The sequence below is a fragment of the Paenibacillus sp. P3E genome (assembly GCF_001909045.1).
GTDB classification, from domain to species: domain Bacteria; phylum Bacillota; class Bacilli; order Paenibacillales; family Paenibacillaceae; genus Paenibacillus_AQ; species Paenibacillus_AQ helianthi.
In genome coordinates, this window is record NZ_LVWH01000002.1 from 54,555 (window position 1) to 72,698 (window position 18,144).

The window sequence follows — 18,144 nt, forward strand, 5'->3', positions numbered from 1 at the left end:
GCCTCCGGTTTACGGTTTCAATTTCAGTCGCCCTGATTATACCATGCCGTTCCCTTCAAGGACTATAATCCGGATCGTACTCTCAAGGGTCTACCGGCATAGAGGCAGGGTGATTACAAAAGCGCAGCCCTGCTCCGGCCGGTCGCCGAGCCGCAGGCTTCCGCCCATGGCTTTGGCAAGCAGCCGGCTGAAGGTAAGGCCGAGTCCAAGGCCCCGGAGTGTGCTTTGTTTGTCACTGCTGCGGAAGAAGGGTTCGAAGATCCGCTCGCTGTTCTCTTCAGAAATGCCCGGCCCATTATCGGTGACGGTAATCACGGCATATCCCTCCGGATTCGCCTCAAGGCGGAGGGTCAGCTGAAGGGTATGCCCCGTCGCCTTGGCCTGTACGCTATTGTTGAGCAGATTGACGAGAATCTGCTGGATGCGCAGCGGATCACCCCGGAGGAATAGGGGCTGCTCCGGCAGCTGCAGCACCGGTTCACATACCTCCTCGCTCTGGGTCAGCTTCCACTGATAGACGACCTCCTCCAGCAGCGGAACGGCATCCAGCCTGTCATGACGGATGGCGACAATACCTGCAGCCAGGGCGTTGTAATCCAGCAGATCCGCGACCATCCGCTGCAGCCGTCCGGCCTCCAGCAGAGCGATGTCGAGGAATTCACTGGCTTCTTCGCCTTCCACAATGCCCTCACGCACCGCATGCACCAGCCCCTTGATGGAGGTGACAGGGGTTTTAAGTTCATGGGAGACCCCGGCCAGCATCACCGCCCGGGACTGCTCGAACTGCTGAAGCTTGCCCGCCATCTCCTGGAAGGAGAGCAGCAGCTCGTGAATTTCCCGCTCCTTGGCCTCCGTCTTCAAGATGATGTTGTATTCACCGCCGCTGATCTGCGAAGCAGCGGCGGCAACCCGCTGAATCGGCTTGGCCAGCTTAATGGATAAGAGATAAATAGTCAGCCAGCTTAAGAGGATCAGGAAGAAGATGAGAATCGAGAAGAAGGTGATCTCCTCCCGCGGAATGAACCGCAGGGATCGTTTGGACTGCAGGACCACGACCTGCCCGAGCGTTTCGCCGTTCCCTTGAATCCGGGCACCGGCCGACTTGAACTCCGGGCTGCGCGCCGCGCTCAGGCTGTCGTTGAGCTCGTAGCGCATCTCCTGGTCAGTCATCGCCGGCTGGGAGAACAGCAGTTCACCTTCCGGTCCCATAATAATGACGCACATTTCCTGCGTCAGTTTGAAGAACCGCTTGCGGTCCTCGATCAGCTGATTCAGAGCCGGGGAAATATTCAGATTGCCGTCCGCATTGACGCTGCGGTCGGCAATCTCCTGCGCGAGCAGACCGGTGGTTTGCATCCGGTTGTTCATTGCCTCCTGCTGAATCCACCAAAAGGTCACCAGCGCGGTGAGCAGGAGACCCGTGCCGATAATCAGCAGGTAGCGGACCGTCCAGTAGGAGAGGATGGAGGTGTGGGTGCTGCGCTGCTTCTTCAACTTCAGGTGGTCCATAATTGATACCCCGTTCCTCTAAGCGTGCGGATTTCGCCTTCTCCGGCAGGCCAGTGCGACAGGGCCTGGCGCAGCCTTTTGATCGACAGGTCCACAGCCCTGTCACTTCCCTCATAATCCATCTCCCACACATGCTCCAGCAGCTGATCCCGCGTACAGATCTGATTCGGGCGCTCGGCAAGGAAGAGCAGTACCGACATATCACGCGGGCTCAAGGAAACCTCGGCTCCGTTCAGGAACACTGAGCGTGCGCCGAAATCAATAAACAGGCCGCCATAATGGCGTTTGCGGCTGCCGTCGGACCACTGGGAGGGGCGCCGCAGCACCGCATTTACACGAGCCACCACTTCTTCAGGAATGAAGGGCTTGGACATGTAATCGTCGGCCCCTCCGTCCAGTCCGGCCAGCCGGTCGTGAATAGAGTCTCTGGCTGTCAGCATAATCACAGGACAGCTGCTTTTCTCACGGATCAGACCCAGCAGCTCAAAGCCATCCATATTCGGCAAATGGATATCGAGCAGAATCAGGGAAGGCGGAGCCACCTCGAAGGCCTCCAGCGCAGTGCGTCCGTCGGCGGCGCGGGTGATCTGGAAGCCCGCTTTTTTGAGATAAGCGCTGAGCACGCGGGCAATGGCCTCCTCATCTTCAACAATCAGAATCGATTTCATCATCTATAGACAGTCTCCTTACAGCAACTTAGATTCTTAAGTTCACTCTATATAGTTAAAATTACGACAATTTTACCACAATACAGATGGGGGTGCTTTGACTTATTCCCGACATATTGCTCTGCTAGAATGGGAAACAAGCCATACTGGAAAATACAGAACCATTTGGATGGAGGAAACAGGATGAAGAAAAAAACAATCGCCATCATCGCTGCTGGAGTCGTTATTGTAGGAGCCATCACCGCATTTACCTTTTTGAATAACAGCTTGGGCAATAATGTTGAAATCGAGTCCGTGATTCCGACACAGGCGCAAGGTGCAGCAAATGGTACGAACACAGCGAATGCGGCAGCATCGCCCGCAGGAGCAGCCGTTACAGCAGAGCAATTAAATGGTGCCTGGAACATCGCCGACACTTCGAAAGTATACTGGTCGGTAACGACCTCCAAGGAAACTGTCAATTTCGTGGACCCGTCAGTTAAGGGAACCTGGAACGTGAATCTGGGCGATGCGGGGGCGATGACCGGAGAAGGCACCGTGGAGATGAGTGCACTGGATTCCGGCAACGGCCAGAGAGATGAGCATGTAAAGGGAGCAGACTTCCTTTCTGCAACAGAATTTCCGCAGTCCACCTTTGTCGTAAAGTCTTTCTCGAAGCTGCCGGCGGAATGGACGGAAGGCACGGCGGTACCCGTCCAGCTGCAGGGCACGATGACCGTAAAAGGCATTACAAAGGATGTCACCTTCGACAGTCAGGCCGTATATAGCGGCGGACAGCTTATGCTCTCGGGTACAACCACCGTAACCTTTGAAGATTTCGGCATGGCCAACCCACACTCGATTGTGTTAGACACCGAAAATAATCTCGAGGTCCGCCTGGAGCTTGTACTCTCGAAATAACAGGAACACTTCAATAAAATAAGCTTAAGACTCTTCCCGGCAGCCGCTTCTTTGGGGTTCCCCGGGAGGAGTTTTTTTGTTTTTACTGGATATCCCAGCTGCACCGGGGTATATTTTTACCTATAGCCTGAAGGAGGGAAGCTCCATGATTGAAGTGGCGGCAGCGATTATACATAATGCAGAAGGGCAGATCCTGATCGCACGGCGGCGGGAGGGCAAATCACAGGCCGGATTATGGGAATTCCCGGGCGGTAAGCTGGAGGACGGCGAAGAGGTGCCGGACTGTCTGCGCAGAGAGCTGATGGAGGAGATGAGCATCGCGATACTTCCTTACGCGGCTTATGGAGTGAATGAGCATGACTATGGCGGATTCAAGATCAGGCTGATTGCCTGGGAGGCTGAATTTCTGGAAGGCCAAATCAGACTGAGTGACCATGATGCTTTCCGGTGGGTGGCCGCGAATGAGCTGGACGCGTTTGCTTTTGCACCGGCGGATATCCCTTTTGTACACAGACTGCTTGATCCATTACAGTAAACCGGATAACAGACGATAGAATATACATAGGAAGGGGCTGTTTCATCTGCCTGAGTACCATAAGCTTGTGCGTGACGGCATACCGGAGCTGATTGCTGCCGGGGGGCACTCGTGCATTACAAGAACACTGGAGCATGAAGAGTACATAGACCAGCTGCGAGCGAAATTGCGAGAGGAAGCGGAGGAGTATTTCCGTGAAGACAACGACAGGCTGGCACTTGAAGAACTGGCGGATCTGCTGGAGGTCATTCGGGCGCTGGCAGCCACACACGGGGGGAGCCCTGAGGTTCTGGAGCAGATCCGTGCAGAGAAGGCGGAACGCCGGGGCGGATTCCAGGAGCGTATTTTTCTGTTACGGGTAGAGGATGACAGCTAGCCGCGTACCGGATGGTTCTCGTTCAAGCCATAGGAGGTTGACAATTCATGTTCAAAAGCAGACTGACCATGCTCTTAAGCAGTGCTGCCGCCATTGTACCGATTGTGCTGTATTTCTATCTCTACCCGCGGATGCCCGATTTTGTACCGATTCATTACAACGGGGCCACGGCTGACCGGTTTGTGAATAAATGGAGTGTGGATGTGGCTCTGCTCTGTCTGCTCAGCTGGTTCGGCTTCGGTTTTATGCGGCTGCTTCAATTCTTATTGCGGAAAATATTCCTGAACAGCTATATCCATAATGTGGCGTTCATTCACCGGATCTGGAATGCGGCCACATTACTTGTCACGGCCGGGTTCGCCGCGATTAGCGTCTGTGCCCTGCTCGCTATGATCTAGCGGTATGCTCTTCCCCCAAAATTTTATTAACAATCCGATATTGTAGCTATAATAAGGATTAAAGAACTTAACCCTTTCGGCTAAACTAAATTGATTATGGGAGAGCAGAATGAACAAGAGGCAGACAGAGATTATTCGGAATTTGTTAACTGAGCCAGGCCGCTTATGGCTGGTTCAGGATTTGGCGGATCAGGCCGGCTGCTCGGACAAAACCATCCGAAGTGATCTGAAGGTCATTCAAAAATATATGAACAAGCATTCCACAGCACAACTTGTAAAAAAACCGGGGCTTGGGATTTATCTGGAGCTGGGTGAAGGTGACCAATCTGCTCTGCTTCAGCTGCTGTATTCAGAGGAGTATGATACCGAGCAAGATTCGGATGAAGAAAGAGTGCTGCATATCGCTTACCGGCTTCTGATGAACGCCAGTCCAGTGACCACACAAGATCTTGCTGCTCAGTATTACGTGAACAAAACGTTAATCCGCAGAGATCTGGAGAAGATTGAGCACTGGCTGCATCACCTTGATCTAGCGTTAATTATCCGGCCCCGCATAGGGCTTATGATTAAAGGCACCGAAAAAAATAAACGTCTGGCCCTTGCCAGGCTGAACCAGCTGATTGACAGCCCTGAACTTACGGGACAATGGATGCGCAAGCAGTTTGAATCGCATGAAATTGCGGCTGTAAATCATGAATTGAAAATCTTTCAGGAACAGCACCGGCTCTTTTTTACGGATGAAACCTTCGAAGGGCTGATGCTGCATATTCTGCTGATGGTCAAACGGACAAAGCTAAACCAGCCCATTTCGCTCTTGGAACAGGATATTGCCTTTCTGCAGGAAAAAGAAGAATACACTTGGGCTGCAGCGTTTTTGCAGCAACTGCATAAGCTGTTTTCAGTCTCATTCTCACGCGAGGAAACAGCTTACCTGACCCTGCATTTGCTTGGCGGAAAGTTTCGCTATGGGCAGGAGGAGACAGAGGGGAGACGGACTCTGCTAGCGGACAGCCACCCGCTCCTGCCGGAATTGATCAGGCAACTGGTCAAGCGGATGTCGGAACTGAATATGATAGAATTCTCCAGTGATCAGGTGCTCCTGAATGGACTTAAGGTTCATTTGTTCACTACCCTTAACCGTCTCCAGTATGGCCTGAAGGTATCCAATCCCATGCTGGCTGATATCAAAAAGATGTATCCCTACATGTTTGACCGCGTTATAGAGGCCATGGAAGCAGCAGGCAAAGCAATAAGGCAAACGTTTCCAGAAGAGGAGGCCGCCTATGTCACTCTGCATTTTCAAGCTTCTGTTGAACGGCTGCAGCAGAGTGAGAGGCAACCGCAAAAGGCTATTATTGTGTGTCACATGGGCATTGGAATGTCTCAATTGCTCCGTACAAAAGTGGAACGCAAATTCCCGTCTGTGCATGTAGGAGCAACTTTATCCAAAGCAGAGGTCAGAGGTTATCTCGCCCTGCATGAAGTGGATTTGGTTATATCAACTGTGGCTCTTCCTGAGGACATCAAGCATGTAATCGTCTCTCCGCTTCTGGAAAGCAGGGATGAGCGCTTGCTGGAACAGTCCATTCGGCGGTTGGATGAGCCGGACCATGCGGTGGAGGAATCTGTCTTTTTAAAGTATACCACCCCGTTTCTGGTCTATCCCCAGCAGGAGGCGCAGCATCCGGAACAGTTAATTGCCAAACTGGCAGGAATTCTTGAACAGAAGGGATATGCGGAAAAGGGCTATGCGGAAAGTGTGCTGGCCAGGGAAAAGCTATCTAATACCACCATTGGTGGAGGGGTGGCTATCCCACACGGGAGCTCAGAGTATATCAGCGAGTCTTCTATTGTTATTGCTACGCTGAAGCACCCGCTGTCATGGGGGGCCGAAACCGTGCATCTGGTGTTCCTGCTGGCGGTCAAGCATGATGAACGGGAAGAAATGCGGCTGCTGTTCAGAGAATTGTCCCGAATCAGCGAGCAGCCTGCACTGGTCAGCGCGTTGGCCAAAGAAACGGATGCGATGGTCCTGCTCCGAAAGCTGGGCAGATAAATTGCAAATTGAATAATACTTAGGTACAGGGGTGTCTCAAAAAGCCAGGAAGTGGCTGCTTGGGACATCCCACTTTTTTGGAGCGGGCTGGACCTGGGCACTTGCGTGGGAAGGTAACGCCTTTGGCGATATTAATCCGTTTTTCCGGAAGTTCCGGTAAAAAGTTTGTCCGATATCCGGGAATAAGGTGGATATAATTAAAAATGTAAGCGCTGATAAAAGTGGAAAGGGATGATAGAAATGAAAATATTAGCGATAACCTCGTGTCCTAACGGCATTGCGCATACCTATATGGCAGCTGAGAATCTGCAGAAGGCAGGCAAGAAATTAGGCATTGAAATTAAGGTTGAAACACAGGGCTCCATCGGCGTGGAAAATGCGTTGACCGAGGAGGAAATACGTGAAGCTGACGGAATAATCATTGCAGCGGACAAAACGGTAGTAAAAGACCGTTTTGTCGGAAAAAAGCTGCTAGTTGTCGGAGTACAGGATGGCATCCGCCGTCCGGAAGAGCTGATTCAGCGGGTCATGAAAGGCGAAGTGCCTGTGTACCAATCGCAGTCTCGTTCTTCCGACAGCCGTTCGGGTGAAAAAGCACCGAAACAAAATCCGATTTACCGTCATTTGATGAATGGCGTCTCCTATATGGTACCCTTTATCGTCATCGGAGGGCTGCTTATTGCCATCGCATTGACGATTGGCGGTGTGAAGACACCGGGCGGTCTAGTGATACCGGAAGGCTCCATCTGGAAGAACATTCAGGATATCGGGTCTGCTGCATTTACTTTCATGGTGCCGATTCTGGCGGGATTTATCGCAATGAGCATTGCAGATCGGCCAGGGCTGGCTCCGGGGATCGTCGGCGGATTTATCGCCGCAAACGGAAGCTTATATGGCAGTGAAGCGGGAGCTGGATTTATCGGCGGGATTATTGCCGGCTTTCTGGCGGGTTATGTAGCACTCGGCATCCGCAAAATCAAAGTTGGCCGGGCGCTGCAGCCGATTATGCCCATTATCATCATCCCCGTGCTCTCATCCCTGATTGTAGGGTTGATCTTTATCTTTGTCATCGGATCTCCCATTGCCCATTTGTTTGAAGTACTAACCGGCTGGCTTGCCGGCATGCAGGGAACAAGCTCAATCCTGCTGGCTTTGATCCTGGGAGCGATGATCTCCTTCGATATGGGCGGTCCGGTTAATAAGGTAGCTTTTCTGTTCGGATCGGCCATGATTGGTGAAGGGAATTATGAAATTATGGGGCCTATCGCCGTAGCCATTTGTATTCCGCCTATCGGGATGGGACTGGCTGCAATGATCAACAAACGCAAATTTGCATCTGCCGAGCGTGAAGCCGGCAAAGCGACATTTACCATGGGGTTGTTTGGTATTACTGAGGGGGCAATTCCATTTGCGGCCCAGGACCCGCTGCGCGTGATCCCAAGCATCATGGCCGGATCAATGGTTGGATCGGTAATTGCAATGCTGGGAAATGTGGGGGACAGAGTAGCCCATGGCGGACCGGTTGTAGCTGTGCTGGGGGCCGTTGACCATGTTGTTATGTTTTTCATTGCTGTTATCGTTGGATCTGCCGTAACAGTGGCCATGGTGAGTCTGCTGAAGCGGGACGTTGCTATTGTGGCGGAGAGTACAGCAGTAGAGGCTGTTGCCCCGGAAAGCTTGGGAAATGATCCCCAGGTCAAGCCTGCCAAAACCCCTATAGCTGCTGACATGGAAACAACTCAGGGCCAACTTGAGAAACTGACGGATATTTTAACACCGGATCTAATGGAGCTGAATGTAGCGGGGACCACAAAGGAAGCCGTTATTGATGAAATGATTGCAATCCTGGAAAGAAACGGGGCCATAAGCTCTGCAAGTGATTTTAAAGAAGGGATATTGGCCCGTGAGGACGAAAGCTCTACAGGCATTGGCATGAATATTGCTATTCCTCACAGTAAATCAGATGCGGTCCTGAAGCCAAGCGTGGTTTTTGGCATCAAGCAGGGTGGAGTGGATTGGAACAGTGTGGATGGCAATCACGCGAAGCTGGTATTTATGATTGCCGTACCGCGCAGCAGCAAGGGAAATGCCCATTTGAAGGTGCTGCAAATGTTGTCCCGTAAGCTAATGGATGATGATTTCAGAGAAGCGCTTCTTGCGGTTACGACGAAGGAAGAGGCTTATCAGTTACTTGGGCAGGTGCACTAATTTATCCGGTAGAAGAGTAGAACCCTACTATGCTTTGCTGGTTAAACAGAACTTATACAGGCTGGCGATCCCTTATCCAGGGGACACCAGCCTGTTTGTCTGCAGCTCTCGCCGAGCCTGTACTCACAAGGGATAGTTTGATAGAATCAAAAGTACTATATGGACAAAAACAAGGAGGATTCATCAATGACAATCGATAACGCTTACAAGGTGAAATGGGGAATTCTCAGCACTGGCTGGATCGCACACCAGTTCGCAACCGATCTGGCTCATGCATCGAACGGGATTGCCTATGCTGTAGGTTCACGCAATCAGGAAAGCGCCGATGAATTTGCCAAGAATCACGGTATTCCTGTAGCCCATGCCACGTATGAAGATTTGGTCAATGATCCCGAGGTAGATGCGGTTTATATCGGGACACCGCATCCTTTTCATAAAGACAACGCGCTGCTTGCGCTGCGTGCCGGCAAGGCGGTGCTCTGCGAGAAGCCGTTCACGGTGAACAGCGGCGAGCTTGAGGAGATCGTGGCCTATGCCCGCGAACATAAGCTGTTTCTGATGGAAGCCATGTGGAGCCGGTATATTCCGGCCAACGTTAAGGTCAGAGAATGGGTCGCCGCAGAGCGGATTGGAGACGTACGGATGGTGAAGGCGGACCTCGGCTTCCGCACCGAATGGAACCCGGAGAGCCGTCTGCTGAACCCGGCACTGGGCGGCGGGGCGCTGCTGGACGTTGGCATTTACCCGATTTCCTTTGCCTCCATGATCTTTGGGCCTCACCCCGAAAAGGTAGCCAGCACTGTACATATGGGTGAAACGGGGGTAGATGAGCATTTCTCGCTGCTGCTGTCCTATGGCGATGGCAAATCGGCTTCCCTGAACGGCGGGGTACGCCTGAATATGCTTCAGGAGGCTTATGTGTTCGGAACAGAAGGCTATATAGTGGTTAAAGGCTCTTTTGTAAACCCGAGTTCAGCCGAGCTGTATGTCGGCGGCGAGCTTGTGGAGACCTTTGAGGATGACCGGAGGTCCATCGGGTATGCCTTCGAAGCCGAGGAAGTGGGACGCTGCCTGCAGGCAGGACTAACGGAGAGTCCTGTGCTGACGCTGGATGAATCAGTAGCGATTCTGAAGCTGCTGGATCAGGTGCGCGCAGAGTGGGGGCTTGTCTATCCCGGTGAATAAACCCCGGATAGATACGTGGACATGATGATTATCTGTTCAGCACCCCACTCTCGTTAATGCTTAGAAGAGGAATGCAGGAGGTGTAACATGGCACTGGATATGGATCGTTATCAAGGCTGCCTGCAAGGGCTGGCAGCGGGTGATGCGCTGGGAACCACCGTAGAATTCAAGGCTCCGGGGACCTTTGCGCCGCTGGAGGATATTGTTGGCGGAGGGGTGTTCAGTCTGCAGCCGGGGCAGTGGACAGATGATACTTCGATGGCGCTGTGCCTGGCGGACAGCCTGCTTGCGTCCCGGGGATTTGATCCCGCCGACCAGCTGCGGCGGTATGTCCGGTGGTTCCGCGAAGGCTACCTGAGCAGCACGGGAGAGTGCTTCGATATCGGGAACGCCACACGCTCAGCGCTGATGCATTTCGAGGCCAGCGGCGAAGCCTGGAGCGGGTCGGAGGATCCGCATGCTGCCGGGAATGGCTCGATTATGCGCCTGGCCCCGGTGGTCCTCTATTATGCTGAGGACCCGGCTGCCGCCATAGAGTACGCTGCACTCAGCTCGCGGACGACCCATGCTGCTGCAGAATGTGTGGATGCCTGCCGCCTGATGGCGGCCTACATCCTGGCCGGACTGCAGGGGTGGAGCAAGCAGGAGATGCTGGCCCCGGGCGCCTTCGGCGGCTGGCTGCACGAGGGGATGTTGTCCGGCAGCATTCTGGACATTAAGCACGGTTCCTACCAACGCAAGGCTCCGCCGGAGATTAAGGGTTCCGGTTACGTGGTGCAATCGCTGGAAGCAGCCCTTTGGGCGTTCCACCAGTCGGCCAGCTTTGAGGAGGGCGCGCTGCTGGCGGTTAATCTGGGCGATGATGCTGATACTACCGGCGCCGTCTACGGCCAGATTGCCGGAGCATATTACGGCCTCGGCGGCATCCCTGCGCGGTGGTCTGACATGCTTACCCTGCGTGGTCTGATCAGTGATTACGCCGGACGCTTGTTTACGGAGCGGGCGGGAAGCGGACAATAACGCGCGGGCAGGCGATCAGGGTTGGGGAAAAGGACACTTTAAAAGATTTAAGGCACTAGGTAATTGAGTTTGTAAAAGAATCCAATAAGCCTAATTTAAAGGGACAAATCGCTGTTCCTTTTTTTTTATGGATAATAAAGGAGGAATGACATTAGTAGGGGTATCCCATTCAAGAAGGCGAAGACGCTAGTCTCGGGTGAAATTAGCGGCTAGATTTTTTTTGAGCCACGACAATTGAGGGGTAAGCTTGCCTACCTCGGCGATGAGTTCTTCGATCTGCTGTTCGTATTCTTTTTTCATTGTGGTGATGCCCTTTCGGTCATCCACAAACAATTGTGAAAGGCTCTGAGTGGCTTCATTTTTCCAGCGATTCAGAACACTCGTATGAATTCCTGCTTCGGAAGCGAACTGTGATATGGACTTTTCTTCTCTTAGCATCTCCAGCACGATCCGTGCTTTTTCTTACGGTGTAAACGTTCTTCTCGATGTCAGCACAACTAAGGACCCCTTTTTTGCTGTCTAGTTTCTATGTAGCATTATATTTTGTGTTCTGTATAGCGTTTGTTCATTTACAGGATTATTCGAGAATCAATCGTATCATACACAATTCGAGGGACTTCGACAACAAACACAGGGTAATATGTATATAGTTGGAAGAGATTATAGTTAAAAACAATATAGTTAAAAATTATAATTTCTTCACGGCTTAAGGCTTTAGTTACCTGATGGGAGGTAGACGAAGAGGGATGAATTGGTACGCGTTGTACGTGCAAGCAGGACAAGAAGATTTAGTTCAGAAGATGATCCACAAGTTTTTCGATAAGACGGTGGTGCATGCGTTTGTCCCCAAGCGGAAGTTAAAGCAACGTAAACAAGGAAAGACCTATGAGGTTTGCCACACAATGTTTCCTGGATATGTATTAGTGCAGACGCTGATGACTGTGCAAACGTATTATGATCTAAAAAGAGTCCCCAGATTCTATCGTCTTCTCAACCAATTCGACAACTGTAAGGCTAAGGCTACTGCGAACCAGTCGATCAACAGTCTGGAAGATGCTCTTGAAGTCTATTCATTCTCTAAGATTGATGAAGAGGAAATTGCTTTGATTCTGGAGCTGGCAGGAACTGATGATATCATCGATTATTCCACTTTGTATGTGGAGAACAAGAAAGTAATTGTATGTGATGGCCCGTTAAAGGGAAAAGAAGCAATAATTAGAAAGATTGACAAACATAAAAAACGTGCGCGAATATCTCTGGAATTTATGGGAAGCGAGAAGTGGCTGGATGTAGGCATTGAAATGCTGGATATTGTCGAATAGTGAGAAAGCGGACAGGAGGATCGGCATCGGCATTAATATACATAAGTGTGCCGATTCTCTTGTCCGATCAGATTCAGCTGCACATTATGCGTTAGCGGATGCGATTTGGGCGCTTGTATGCAGGGCTTCCGCTGCAGCTTGCAGAGCTTCAACTTTGTCTGTGCGTTCCCACGGCACATCTAGGTCATTTCTGCCGAAATGTCCGTAGGCGGCGGTTCCGCGGTAGATGGGCTTGCGAAGATCGAGCATCTTGATAATGCCGGCTGGTCGAAGATCGAAGAGACCTCTGATTAACTCAACAATCTCACGATCGGCAATGGTTCCAGTGCCGTAGGTATTTACCATGATGGACACAGGTTTGGCCACTCCGATTGCGTAGGCAATCTGAATCTCGCATTTCTCGGCCAAGCCGGCGGCAACGATGTTCTTGGCAACGTATCTTGCGGCATAAGCTCCGGAGCGGTCTACCTTGGTCGGGTCCTTGCCGGAGAAGGCTCCGCCGCCGTGTCTTGCATAGCCGCCGTATGTATCGACAATGATCTTTCGTCCGGTTAAACCGGCGTCCCCCTGCGGCCCCCCGATCACGAATCTGCCGGTCGGGTTAATAAAAATATTAGTGGATTCATCCAGGTATTCAGACGGTATAGCGTGTTCAATAACAAAGCTAATCATATCTTGTCTGATTTGCTCCAATGTAACGTTTGGGTCATGCTGGGTAGAGATAACCACCGTATCAATGCGGATCGGCTTGTCCTTCTCATATTCAACTGTAACCTGAGTCTTCGCATCCGGCCGCAAATAAGAAAGGGTCTTGGCTTTGCGCAATTCGGTTAATCTTCTGGCGAGCTTGTGTGCCAGCATAATGGGCATCGGCATAAGCTCAGGAGTCTCTTTGCAGGCAAAGCCGAACATAAGTCCCTGATCGCCTGCCCCGATCATTTCCAGTTCATCCTCTTCCATTCGTCCTTCCTTAGCTTCCAAGGCAACATCGACACCCATGGCTATGTCTGGGGATTGCTGATTGACGGCTATCAGCACCGCGCTGGTATCGCAGTCGAAGCCGAGTTTTGCCCGCGTGTAGCCAATCTCACGGATGGTGTTGCGAACGATTTGCGGGTAGTCGATCATAGCTGAGGTTGAGATCTCACCGGTCACTAGCATGAGCCCTGTCGAGGTCGCGGTTTCACATGCTACTCTTGCGTTGGGGTCCTGCATCAGAATTGCGTCGAGTATGGCATCAGAGATTTGATCGCACATCTTGTCCGGGTGGCCTTCGGTCACGGACTCGGATGTAAATAAATGACGGTCTTCCACACAAATCATTCCTTTCGACGAGAAAGATTAATATTTAACAATAATCCCTGGAATTGTAACACGAACTCTACGAAAATACTATATATTGACACAAAGTGGGCATATATGTATATTGAATTATTATATGGACCAATTTATAGTAAAGATTAATAATTCAAAAATATGTAAGTATCTTCTCGTTGTGTTTTCTTAACGAATCACGTCGAGCCAATCGCTGTTTCGGCACGTTGGTAAGAATGATGCGACATAGCTGTATCGATCCGTAGTGTGTGGCCTACAGCAGATGAATGGGGGAACCTGCACCTTCTTTTTCTGTAATTATTATACATTAATTGATAATATTGATGAATTAAGCCTATCCGGGAGACGGATAGGTCTTTTTTGTCATGGAGTAAGGGTCACTGATTCCATGGCCGACTATACTAATTTCGAGAATAAGAGGAGGATGCAATGATGCAAGCGTTCGTGTTCCCTGGTCAAGGTTCTCAGCATCTCGGTATGGGGGAGGCATTATTCGATGAATTTCCTGAGTTAACGGCTCAGGCTGACCGTATACTTGGCTATTCAATCAAACAGCTTTGTCTGGCGGACACTCAGAACAAATTAGGTCAGACTGCGTATACCCAGCCTGCCTTGTATGTCGTCAATGCATTAAGTTACATGAGAAAGGTACGAGCGACGGGCAAGCGACCTGATTTTGTGGCAGGGCATAGCTTAGGCGAGTTCAATGCACTTCTGGCGTCCGGTGCGTTTGATTTTGAAACCGGGTTAATGCTTGTCCAAAAGCGGGGAGAGCTGATGAGCCGTGCTTCGGGAGGAGGAATGGCGGCTGTATTGGGCTTGGGGGCAGAGAAGGTGAGCCAGGTTCTCTCAGAGAACGGCCTTGGCGGGATTGATATCGCCAATCTCAACATGCCGACGCAGATTGTTGTTTCAGGACTCAAACAGGATATTGAACAGGCGATGCCGTTTCTGGAGACAGCGGGAGCACGGATGGTTGTGCCTCTGAATGTGAGCGGTGCGTTCCATTCCAGATATATGGAGGAGGCGCGGCAGCAGTTCAGTGTATATTTGGACAGATTTGATTTCAAGCGCTGTGAACTTCCGGTGATCTCCAATGTCTATGCCAGGCCCTACCGTCAGGCCGATCTCAAGCGCAATCTTGCCGATCAAATTACGCATACCGTTAATTGGACGGACTGTGTCCGGTATATGCTGGCAATGGGAGTAGAGGCGTTCGAGGAGATTGGTCCGGGCAAGGTTCTGACGAAGCTGGTGGACCAGATCAGAAAGGAAGCGCCTCCACTCGATATGTTGCAGGGAGGCGATCTGGAGGACAGCCAGCCGGAGCAGGACGAATGGAAGCAAGCTGGCAATGCACCCGCAAGCGCCTCCATAACCGCTGCTGACTTGGGTGATGCCGAGTTCAAAAGAGATTACGGGCTTAAAGCGGCGTACTATGCCGGGGGGATGCATCATGGAATATCATCTGTGGAGATGACGGCACGGCTCAGCAAATCGGGTTATTTGGGATTTATAGGTACGAAAGGCCTTGGCATCCCGCAGATTGCCGATATGATTCAGTCCCTGCAACTGGAATTGAACGGAAAGCATACATACGGAGTGAATGTGGTTCATGATCCATTTGATCCCCATAAAGAAAAAGCTGTTTTTGAACTGCTCTTGCATCACAGGGTGAAGGTGCTGGAGGTGGCATCCTTTATTGGCATAACAAGATCGTTGGTGCTCTATCGGGCTGCCGGGCTTAACAGAGAAGCGGATGGCAGCATTACGGCCGGCAACAAATTGATCGCCAAGGTATCCAGGCCCGAAGTGGCGGAGGCCTTTATGAGTCCGGCTCCAGAGCCGTTGCTGCACAAGCTGCTTCAAGATAACAGCATAACTGCAGAGCAGGCCGATCGGTTGCGAAGCATGCCTATGGCAGACGATGTTTGCGTACTGGCCGATTCGGGAGGACCGACCGATCATGGATCTGCCTGGGTATTACTGCCCGTTATCCGGAAGCTCCGGGACGAGCTGATGAGTAAATACGGGTATGGCAGAAGGATAAGGGTCGGCTCAGGAGGGGGAATCGGTGTGCCTGAGGCTGCCGCAGCGGCCTTCATGATCGGCGCTGACTTCGTCATGACTGGTTCCATCAACCAGTGTACTGTAGAAGCGGGAACAAGCGTTGAGGTAAAAGAGCTGCTTCAACGCATGAATGTGCAGGATGTAGCTTCGGTTCCGCTAGGCGATCTGTTTCAAATCGGTGCGCAGGCCCAGGTGCTGAAGAGAGGCTTGTTCTTCCCGGCAAGGGCCAACAAGCTGTATGAGCTGTACCGCCTGTATGATTCGTTGGAAGAGCTGGACGCCAAGAGCAAGAGCATGGTCCAGGAGCGTTATTTTAAGCGCAGCTTCGAAGAAATCTACGAAGAACTTAAGCTCTCATGTACAGATGAGGAGTTGGACAAGGCCGACCATGATGCGAAATATAGAATGGCGCTCGTATTCAAATGGTACTTCGACCGTTCCGACCGGCTGGCCCGCAGCGGAAGTAGTGAGAACAAGGTGGATTACCAGATTTTTTGCGGACCGGCGATGGGGGCCTTCAACCGGTGGGTGGCAGACACAGACCTGGAGAATTGGCGCAGCAGGCATGTGGATCGTATCGCCGACAAACTGATGCACGCAGCCGCTGACTGGATGAATGAGCATGTTGGAAGAATGACCGGTTCTGTTCAGAATTAGAAAATTCAGGAGGAGTTAAGGATGGGAAAGCGTGCGTTAAACCTGACAGACGAGTTGTATGACTATTTACTTCAGGTATCTCTGCGGGAGCCAGAACCTGCCAGAAAGCTGCGCGAGGAGACTGGTCGTATGTTGTTGTCCGCCATGCAGAGTCCGCCTGAGGAGAGCCAGTTCATTGCTTTGCTGGTCAAGTTAATCGGTGCCAAGCGCATATTAGAGATCGGTACTTTTACCGGCTATACAACACTGCTGATGGCGATGGCGATGCCTTCGGATGGGCGTATCATTGCCTGTGACATTGACGACAAGTGGACAAGGATGGGGTACCGCTATTGGGAAGAGGAAGGGGTAGCCCACAAAATTGATCTTCGTTTGGCGCCTGCCCTGGATACGTTGGACGATCTGCTATCCAGAGACTATGCCAACTATTTCGACTTTATATTCATTGATGCGGATAAAGAAAACTATACAGCTTATTATGAGCGTGCCATTCGTTTGGTTCGTCCCGGCGGTTTGATCGGCGTTGACAATGTGTTGTGGGGGGGCAGCGTCATTAACGAGTGGAACCAGGGTCCGGACGTAAGAGAGATACGCAGCATCAACAAGACGATTCACCAAGATGACCGGGTTACTGTTAGCATGCTGCCGATTGGAGACGGTTTGACACTGGCCATTCGCAACAAGTAACACACACTATATTGAGGAAAGAGGGATTTCATATGGTTGAAACTAGGACTCTACTTGTACGGGCTGACAAAAATCCGGTTCCTGGAGTAGCTAATCCGTTGCCTAACCAAATCTATCAGAATGTGCGTGTATGTGTGGAGAATAGGGTGCTGTCCCGGTTGGCCCCCGATGAAATCCGCTTGCAGATGCATTATGTAGGAATATGCGGGACGGATCTGCATCTGACTACGAATCATCCGGAAACCGGGTATATCCGCTGTACGTCTCCCCTCGAAATTCCTGAAGAGGGAAGGGTGATCGGACACGAGGGCGTTGGCCGAATAATCGAAGTCGGAGATCATGTCAAGCATCTTAAGCCGGGCATGTTCGTTGCGCTGGAATCGATCATCGTCTGTCATGTATGCGAGGTGTGCAAGCGAGGAAAGTTCAACCAGTGCAAGCATGCCAAGCTGCTGGGACTGGAGAAGGACGGCTTGTTCGGAACATTCGTTGATGTGCAGGCATCTATTGCGCACAACATTACGGACTATATTAATGATGAGCGGGATCTCATGGCCGCAGCCAATATTGAGCCTGCAGGGGTCGCCTATGTGGCGTGCGAGAATGCTGCATTAAAGGCGGGGGAGGTGGCGGTCATTTTTGGTGCAGGCCCGATTGGCTTATTAACCGCGATGTTAAGCAAGCAGGTATTCGGAGCATCAGAGGTGCACATCATCGAACCGATTGAGTTTCGGCGGGATTTTGCCAAAAAGTGGGCGGATTATGTGTATACACCTGAGGAATTTATGTCTAGTCCCCCTGGAAAAATCGACGTCGTATTTGAAACCTCTGCCATTGTGGAGAATGTTACCCGGATCTTCAGACATGTCAGCGAAAACGGCCGAGTTGTCTTACTGGGTCGCAAGGGCATTCCCCTGGAGATTACCGCAGTGGATCATATGATTACGAATGAAATCAAAATTATTGGGTCGCGCGGGCATTTATGCGGCGCATTCAGCCAAATCCTGGCGCTGCAAAAAGCGGGAAGGATTCATCTGGAGGATATTGTGACGCAAGTGGTTGACGATTTGAGTGAGATCAGGGATATGCTGCAGCATCATGAGAAGGTGGAGAATGAGAACTGCAAAGTTCTCATTGATCTGCAGAAACAGATGCTGCATATGTCAACCTCTTCTGTCGCCGGCGGAAGAACCAGGGACTTGTAAGGAGGAGCAGACG

General features: G+C 51.4%; 15 protein-coding genes and 1 pseudogene. 12 read left to right on the top strand and 4 right to left on the bottom strand.

Annotated features, from left to right (window positions below; translation table 11 throughout):
- Positions 1-90: 90 nt before the first annotated feature.
- Both A3842_RS01460 and A3842_RS01465 read right to left on the bottom strand, forming a co-directional pair.
- Positions 91-1,509, bottom strand: a complete 1,419-nt coding sequence (locus A3842_RS01460) for a sensor histidine kinase (RefSeq protein ID WP_074100198.1) — start codon at positions 1,507-1,509, stop codon at positions 91-93.
- Complete coding sequence (locus tag A3842_RS01465; protein ID WP_074083313.1) at positions 1,497-2,177, bottom strand: response regulator transcription factor; 681 nt, start codon at positions 2,175-2,177, stop codon at positions 1,497-1,499. Before A3842_RS01465 ends, A3842_RS01460 begins: the two co-directional genes overlap by 13 nt.
- A gap of 183 nt (positions 2,178-2,360) precedes the next feature.
- Between A3842_RS01465 and A3842_RS01470 the strand changes: the two genes are divergently transcribed.
- The 8 genes from A3842_RS01470 to A3842_RS01505 all read left to right on the top strand — a co-directional run bounded on the left by A3842_RS01470 (position 2,361) and on the right by A3842_RS01505 (position 10,855).
- Positions 2,361-3,077: a YceI family protein gene (locus A3842_RS01470; RefSeq protein WP_074100199.1), complete on the top strand. Its 717-nt coding sequence runs from the start codon at positions 2,361-2,363 to the stop codon at positions 3,075-3,077.
- A 76-nt stretch (positions 3,078-3,153) separates the two neighbouring features.
- Positions 3,154-3,612 (top strand): (deoxy)nucleoside triphosphate pyrophosphohydrolase, encoded by a 459-nt coding sequence (locus A3842_RS01475; protein ID WP_305953362.1) that lies wholly within the window; start codon positions 3,154-3,156, stop codon positions 3,610-3,612.
- 46 nt (positions 3,613-3,658) lie between these two features.
- Positions 3,659-3,988 carry a nucleoside triphosphate pyrophosphohydrolase gene (locus tag A3842_RS01480; RefSeq protein WP_074100200.1) on the top strand — a complete coding sequence of 110 codons (330 nt, stop codon included), beginning with the start codon at positions 3,659-3,661 and terminating at the stop codon, positions 3,986-3,988.
- Between the two features lie 47 nt (positions 3,989-4,035).
- Positions 4,036-4,386, top strand: coding sequence for a DUF1648 domain-containing protein (locus A3842_RS01485; protein ID WP_074100201.1), 351 nt, complete (start codon positions 4,036-4,038; stop codon positions 4,384-4,386).
- A gap of 109 nt (positions 4,387-4,495) precedes the next feature.
- Positions 4,496-6,442, top strand: coding sequence for a BglG family transcription antiterminator (locus A3842_RS01490; protein WP_074100202.1), 1,947 nt, complete (start codon positions 4,496-4,498; stop codon positions 6,440-6,442).
- A 240-nt stretch (positions 6,443-6,682) separates the two neighbouring features.
- On the top strand, positions 6,683-8,650 hold the full coding sequence (locus A3842_RS01495; RefSeq protein ID WP_074100203.1) for a PTS fructose transporter subunit IIABC: 1,968 nt from the start codon (positions 6,683-6,685) through the stop codon (positions 8,648-8,650).
- A 186-nt stretch (positions 8,651-8,836) separates the two neighbouring features.
- Positions 8,837-9,835, top strand: coding sequence for a Gfo/Idh/MocA family protein (locus A3842_RS01500; RefSeq protein ID WP_074100204.1), 999 nt, complete (start codon positions 8,837-8,839; stop codon positions 9,833-9,835).
- A gap of 87 nt (positions 9,836-9,922) precedes the next feature.
- Positions 9,923-10,855: an ADP-ribosylglycohydrolase family protein gene (locus A3842_RS01505; protein ID WP_074082867.1), complete on the top strand. Its 933-nt coding sequence runs from the start codon at positions 9,923-9,925 to the stop codon at positions 10,853-10,855.
- A 204-nt stretch (positions 10,856-11,059) separates the two neighbouring features.
- On the opposite strand, the pseudogene A3842_RS01510 reads toward A3842_RS01505, so the two are convergent.
- Positions 11,060-11,302 (bottom strand): annotated as a pseudogene (locus tag A3842_RS01510) (transposase); the annotation flags it as partial.
- A gap of 299 nt (positions 11,303-11,601) precedes the next feature.
- Here A3842_RS01510 and loaP point away from each other — a divergent pair.
- Positions 11,602-12,177, top strand: coding sequence for an antiterminator LoaP (loaP, locus tag A3842_RS01515; protein WP_074100205.1), 576 nt, complete (start codon positions 11,602-11,604; stop codon positions 12,175-12,177).
- Between the two features lie 84 nt (positions 12,178-12,261).
- Here loaP and metK read toward each other — a convergent pair whose 3' ends face one another.
- The gene (gene metK, locus A3842_RS01520) at positions 12,262-13,500 is read right to left on the bottom strand and encodes a methionine adenosyltransferase (protein ID WP_074100206.1); all 1,239 of its coding nucleotides are present in this window, start codon (positions 13,498-13,500) and stop codon (positions 12,262-12,264) included.
- Between the two features lie 444 nt (positions 13,501-13,944).
- Between metK and fabD the strand changes: the two genes are divergently transcribed.
- From fabD to A3842_RS01535, 3 genes are read left to right on the top strand one after another with little or no spacing between them, the layout of a single operon-like run.
- Positions 13,945-16,239 carry an ACP S-malonyltransferase gene (gene fabD, locus A3842_RS01525; protein WP_074100207.1) on the top strand — a complete coding sequence of 765 codons (2,295 nt, stop codon included), beginning with the start codon at positions 13,945-13,947 and terminating at the stop codon, positions 16,237-16,239.
- 21 nt (positions 16,240-16,260) lie between these two features.
- Complete coding sequence (locus tag A3842_RS01530; protein WP_074082874.1) at positions 16,261-16,926, top strand: class I SAM-dependent methyltransferase; 666 nt, start codon at positions 16,261-16,263, stop codon at positions 16,924-16,926.
- Between the two features lie 32 nt (positions 16,927-16,958).
- Positions 16,959-18,131: a zinc-dependent alcohol dehydrogenase gene (locus A3842_RS01535; RefSeq protein WP_074082876.1), complete on the top strand. Its 1,173-nt coding sequence runs from the start codon at positions 16,959-16,961 to the stop codon at positions 18,129-18,131.
- The last annotated feature ends 13 nt before the right edge of the window (positions 18,132-18,144 follow it).

What these genes read in the sequence shown, in the direction of transcription:
- A3842_RS01460 (WP_074100198.1), bottom strand. Translation starts at nt 1,509, where the DNA reads ATGGACCACCTGAAGTTGAAGAAGCAGCGCAGCACCCACACCTCCATC.
- A3842_RS01465 (WP_074083313.1), bottom strand. Translation starts at nt 2,177, where the DNA reads ATGAAATCGATTCTGATTGTTGAAGATGAGGAGGCCATTGCCCGCGTG.
- A3842_RS01470 (WP_074100199.1), top strand. Translation starts at nt 2,361, where the DNA reads ATGAAGAAAAAAACAATCGCCATCATCGCTGCTGGAGTCGTTATTGTA.
- A3842_RS01485 (WP_074100201.1), top strand. Translation starts at nt 4,036, where the DNA reads ATGTTCAAAAGCAGACTGACCATGCTCTTAAGCAGTGCTGCCGCCATT.
- A3842_RS01490 (WP_074100202.1), top strand. Translation starts at nt 4,496, where the DNA reads ATGAACAAGAGGCAGACAGAGATTATTCGGAATTTGTTAACTGAGCCA.
- A3842_RS01495 (WP_074100203.1), top strand. Translation starts at nt 6,683, where the DNA reads ATGAAAATATTAGCGATAACCTCGTGTCCTAACGGCATTGCGCATACC.
- A3842_RS01500 (WP_074100204.1), top strand. Translation starts at nt 8,837, where the DNA reads ATGACAATCGATAACGCTTACAAGGTGAAATGGGGAATTCTCAGCACT.
- A3842_RS01505 (WP_074082867.1), top strand. Translation starts at nt 9,923, where the DNA reads ATGGCACTGGATATGGATCGTTATCAAGGCTGCCTGCAAGGGCTGGCA.
- loaP (WP_074100205.1), top strand. Translation starts at nt 11,602, where the DNA reads ATGAATTGGTACGCGTTGTACGTGCAAGCAGGACAAGAAGATTTAGTT.
- metK (WP_074100206.1), bottom strand. Translation starts at nt 13,500, where the DNA reads ATGATTTGTGTGGAAGACCGTCATTTATTTACATCCGAGTCCGTGACC.
- fabD (WP_074100207.1), top strand. Translation starts at nt 13,945, where the DNA reads ATGCAAGCGTTCGTGTTCCCTGGTCAAGGTTCTCAGCATCTCGGTATG.
- A3842_RS01530 (WP_074082874.1), top strand. Translation starts at nt 16,261, where the DNA reads ATGGGAAAGCGTGCGTTAAACCTGACAGACGAGTTGTATGACTATTTA.
- A3842_RS01535 (WP_074082876.1), top strand. Translation starts at nt 16,959, where the DNA reads ATGGTTGAAACTAGGACTCTACTTGTACGGGCTGACAAAAATCCGGTT.